Source organism: Roseisolibacter sp. H3M3-2 (genome assembly GCF_029211165.1).
Lineage (GTDB): Bacteria > Gemmatimonadota > Gemmatimonadetes > Gemmatimonadales > Gemmatimonadaceae > Roseisolibacter.
Map to the genome: position 1 here is coordinate 1 of NZ_JARGEK010000457.1, position 3259 is coordinate 3259.

A 3259-nucleotide genomic window follows, 5' to 3' on the forward strand; every position below is an offset into this window, starting at 1 on the left:
GACGTCGACCGCGCCGGGCTGCGCGTGGAGACCGACCACACGCTGGTCGCGCTGCTCGCCGGCGCGGCGGCCGGCGACCGCCTGCTGGCCGCCGAGACGCTGCGCGTGCTGGAGCGCGCGCTCGCCACCGTCGACGCGGCGATCGCCGAGGCGGAGGCGGCGCTGGCGCGCGATCCGGGGAACGCGGCGCTCTCCGACCTGCTGGCGCGGACCTACGAGCGGAAGCAGGCGCTGGTGCGGCGCGGCGCGCTGCTGGGGTCGCGCTCGTGAGGCGCGCGGCGCTCCTGGGCGCGTGCCTCCTCTGCGCGACGCCCGCCGGCGCGCAGGGCCCGAAGCCCGTCGTGCGCGGGCACACGCTCGACGCCGACGGCGCGGTGCGCGTGTGGAACCTGGTCGGCGCGGTGCGCGTGACGGGGTGGGCGCGCGACTCGGTGGCGCTGGTCGCCCGCGCGCCGGCCGACGCGTCGCTCTACATGGGCGGCGGGCACCGCGGCGTGAAGCTGGGCGTCGAGGAGCGCGGCGGCGCGTCGCCGCCGGCCGACCTGGAGCTGCGCGTGCCGCGCGGCGCCAACCTCTGGATCAAGACGGCGAGCGCCGAGGTGACCGTGCGCGGCGTGACCGGCCCGGTCGAGGTCTACGCGGTGACGGGCGCGGTGCGCGTGGCGGGGCGCCCGTCCACGCTGCGCGTCGAGTCGCTGGCCGGCCCGGTGACGGTGGACGACGGCGCAGACTGGCTGCGCGCGCGCACCTCGTCGGGGGCGCTGACGGTGCGCGGCGCGGTGGGCGACGCGCAGCTGGCGACGGTGGGCGGCGCGCTGACGCTGGAGGGCGACGTGCGGCAGCGCGCGACGCTCGAGACGGTGACGGGGCCGGTGCGGCAGCGCGGCACGGTGGCGCGCGGCGCGACGCTGGCCATCGACACGAACTCGGGCGAGGTGACGCTGCGCCCGGCCGCCGACGCCGCGCTCGACCTGCTCTCGGTGGTCGGGCGGCTGACCAGCGCGCGTCCCGCGGTGCGCGCCGCCACGCGCGCCGAGGGGAAGGGGCAGGGCGCGCGGGTCGCCGGCGCCGGCGGGCGCGTCGAGGTGCGCAGCTTCAAAGGGGCGATCGTCGTCGAGTAGACGTCGCCATTGAAACAGCAGTGGGAATCGGATCGAACGGATCAGATCTGATCCGTTCGATCCGATTCCCCTGCTCTTTACCGGCCCGCGGCGGCGGGCTTCTTGGCCGCCGCCGCGGGGACCGGCGTCGTGAAGTCCTCGCCAGGGTTCGTGAACCGGTTCGACTCCCACGCGTACTGCCGGTCGTGCAGCGACCGGTAGCGCCCGCCGAGCGCCATGAGCTCGCCGTGCGTGCCGCGCTCCACGATCTCCCCCTGCTCCAGCACCAGGATCTGGTCGGCGCTGCGGATGGTGGACAGGCGGTGCGCGATCACGAAGGTCGTGCGCCCGCCGCGCAGCCGCGACAGCGCCTCCTGGATCAGCGCCTCGCTCTCCGAGTCGAGCGACGACGTGGCCTCGTCGAGGATCAGGATCGCCGGGTCGGCCAGCAGCGCGCGCGCGATCGCGATGCGCTGCCGCTGCCCGCCCGACAGCTTCACCCCGCGCTCGCCGACGACGGTGTCGTACCCCTGCGGGAAGCCGCGCACGAACTCGTCGCAGTTGGCCAGCCGCGCCACCTCCTCCACCTCGTCGCGCGTCGCGCTCGGCCGCGAGAACGAGATGTTGTCGGCCACCGTGCCGTCGAACAGGAAGTTGTCCTGCAGCACCACGCCCAGCCGCGCGCGGTAGTCGGTGAGGCGGATCGCGTCGAGGTCGCGCCCGTCCACCAGCACGCGCCCGCGCGTCGGGCGGTTGAACGCCATCACCAGCGAGACGAGCGTGCTCTTCCCGCTGCCGCTGGAGCCGACGAGGGCGGTGGTCGAGCCGGCCGGCGCCGCGAAGTCGATCCCCTTCAGGACGGGGAGCCCCTCGCGGTACTCGAACCAGACGTCGTCGAACGTCACGTCGCCCCGCATCTCCTCCAGCGGCGCGCGGCGCGCGTCCTCGTCGACCTCGGTCGGCATCTGCATGACCTCGCGGATGCGGTCGAGCCCCGCGATCGCCTCGCTGATCTGCGTGCCGATGCTGGCGATGTTCACCACCGGCGCCGCCAGCAGCCCGACGAAGAAGACGAACGTCATCAGGTCGCCGAGCGTCATGCGCCCCTCGAGCACCGCCGGGCCGCCGACGCCGAGGATCAGCAGGCCGACGAGCCCCACGACCACCGTGCTGGCCGACGTCGTCGCGCTCACGCCGGTGATCGAGCTGGCGATGTTGCGGAACAGCCGGTTGACGCCCTTGGCGAACGTCGCCTGCTCGCGCCGCTCGGTGCCGTACGCCTTCACGACGCGGATCCCGCCGAGCGTCTCGTTCAGCCGTCCCGTGACCTCGCCCTGGATCTTGCCGCGCTCGCGGAAGATGGGGCGCAGGTGGCCGAACGCCTTGGCCATCCCGAAGCCGAACGCCGCCAGGATGGCGACGATGACGACGGTCATCACCCAGTTGAGCCAGAGCAGCACGCCGAGCGCGAGCACCGCGGTGACGACGCCGCCGACGAGCTGCACGATGCCGGTGCCGACGAGGTTGCGGATCCCCTCGGCGTCGTTCATCACGCGCGAGATCATCACGCCCGTCTGGTGCTCGTCGAAGTAGCGCACCGGGAGGCGCGTCATCCGGTTGAGCACGCGGCGGCGCATGTCGCTGATCGCCCGCTGCGCGGCGACGCTGATGACCTGCGACAGCGCGAACCCGGTGGCCGCCTGCACGAGCGTCGCCGCGGTGGTGGCGATGGCGAGGGGCCACAGGAGCTCGTGGCGCGACTTCCCGATCACCTCGTCGATCAGCCACTTGGAGCTGAGCGGGAGGACGAGCCCCGCGACGCGGCTGACGAGCATCAGCGAGAAGCCGATGCCGAGCGCGCGGCGGTGCTGCCACATGAGGGCGCGCGCGTCGCGCCACGCCGCCTTGGTGTCGACCTTCGGCTTCGCCGGCTTCCCGTCGGCCGCGGGCTTCCCGACCCGCGCCTGTCTCGCCTGCTCCGCCCGCCGCGCCTTCGGTCCCACCCTCGCCGTCGTCCGTCCGATCACGCCCGTGCTCCCCCGTTCGGTGTCCCCGCAACCTACAGCGCGCCGGGCGGGGGCGGCGGTCGCCCGTTCGGGGAACCCACCTGCGACCTGCGACCTGCGACCTGCGACCTGCGACCTGCGACCTGCGACCTG

Annotated in this window: 3 protein-coding genes; 2 read left to right on the top strand and 1 reads right to left on the bottom strand. The window is 74.3% G+C overall.

Features of this window, described 5'->3' with window-relative positions:
• Positions 1-270 (top strand): hypothetical protein (locus PYV61_RS22930; protein ID WP_275836065.1); only part of this gene is annotated, 270 nt, incomplete at its 5' end.
• Positions 267-1121: a hypothetical protein gene (locus PYV61_RS22935; protein ID WP_275836067.1), complete on the top strand. Its 855-nt coding sequence runs from the start codon at positions 267-269 to the stop codon at positions 1119-1121. The genes PYV61_RS22930 and PYV61_RS22935, both read left to right, overlap by 4 nt.
• 77 nt (positions 1122-1198) lie before the next feature.
• On the opposite strand, the gene PYV61_RS22940 is transcribed toward PYV61_RS22935, so the two are convergent.
• Complete coding sequence (locus PYV61_RS22940; RefSeq protein ID WP_275836069.1) at positions 1199-3103, bottom strand: ABC transporter ATP-binding protein; 1905 nt, start codon at positions 3101-3103, stop codon at positions 1199-1201.
• Between the last annotated feature and the right edge of the window lie 156 nt (positions 3104-3259).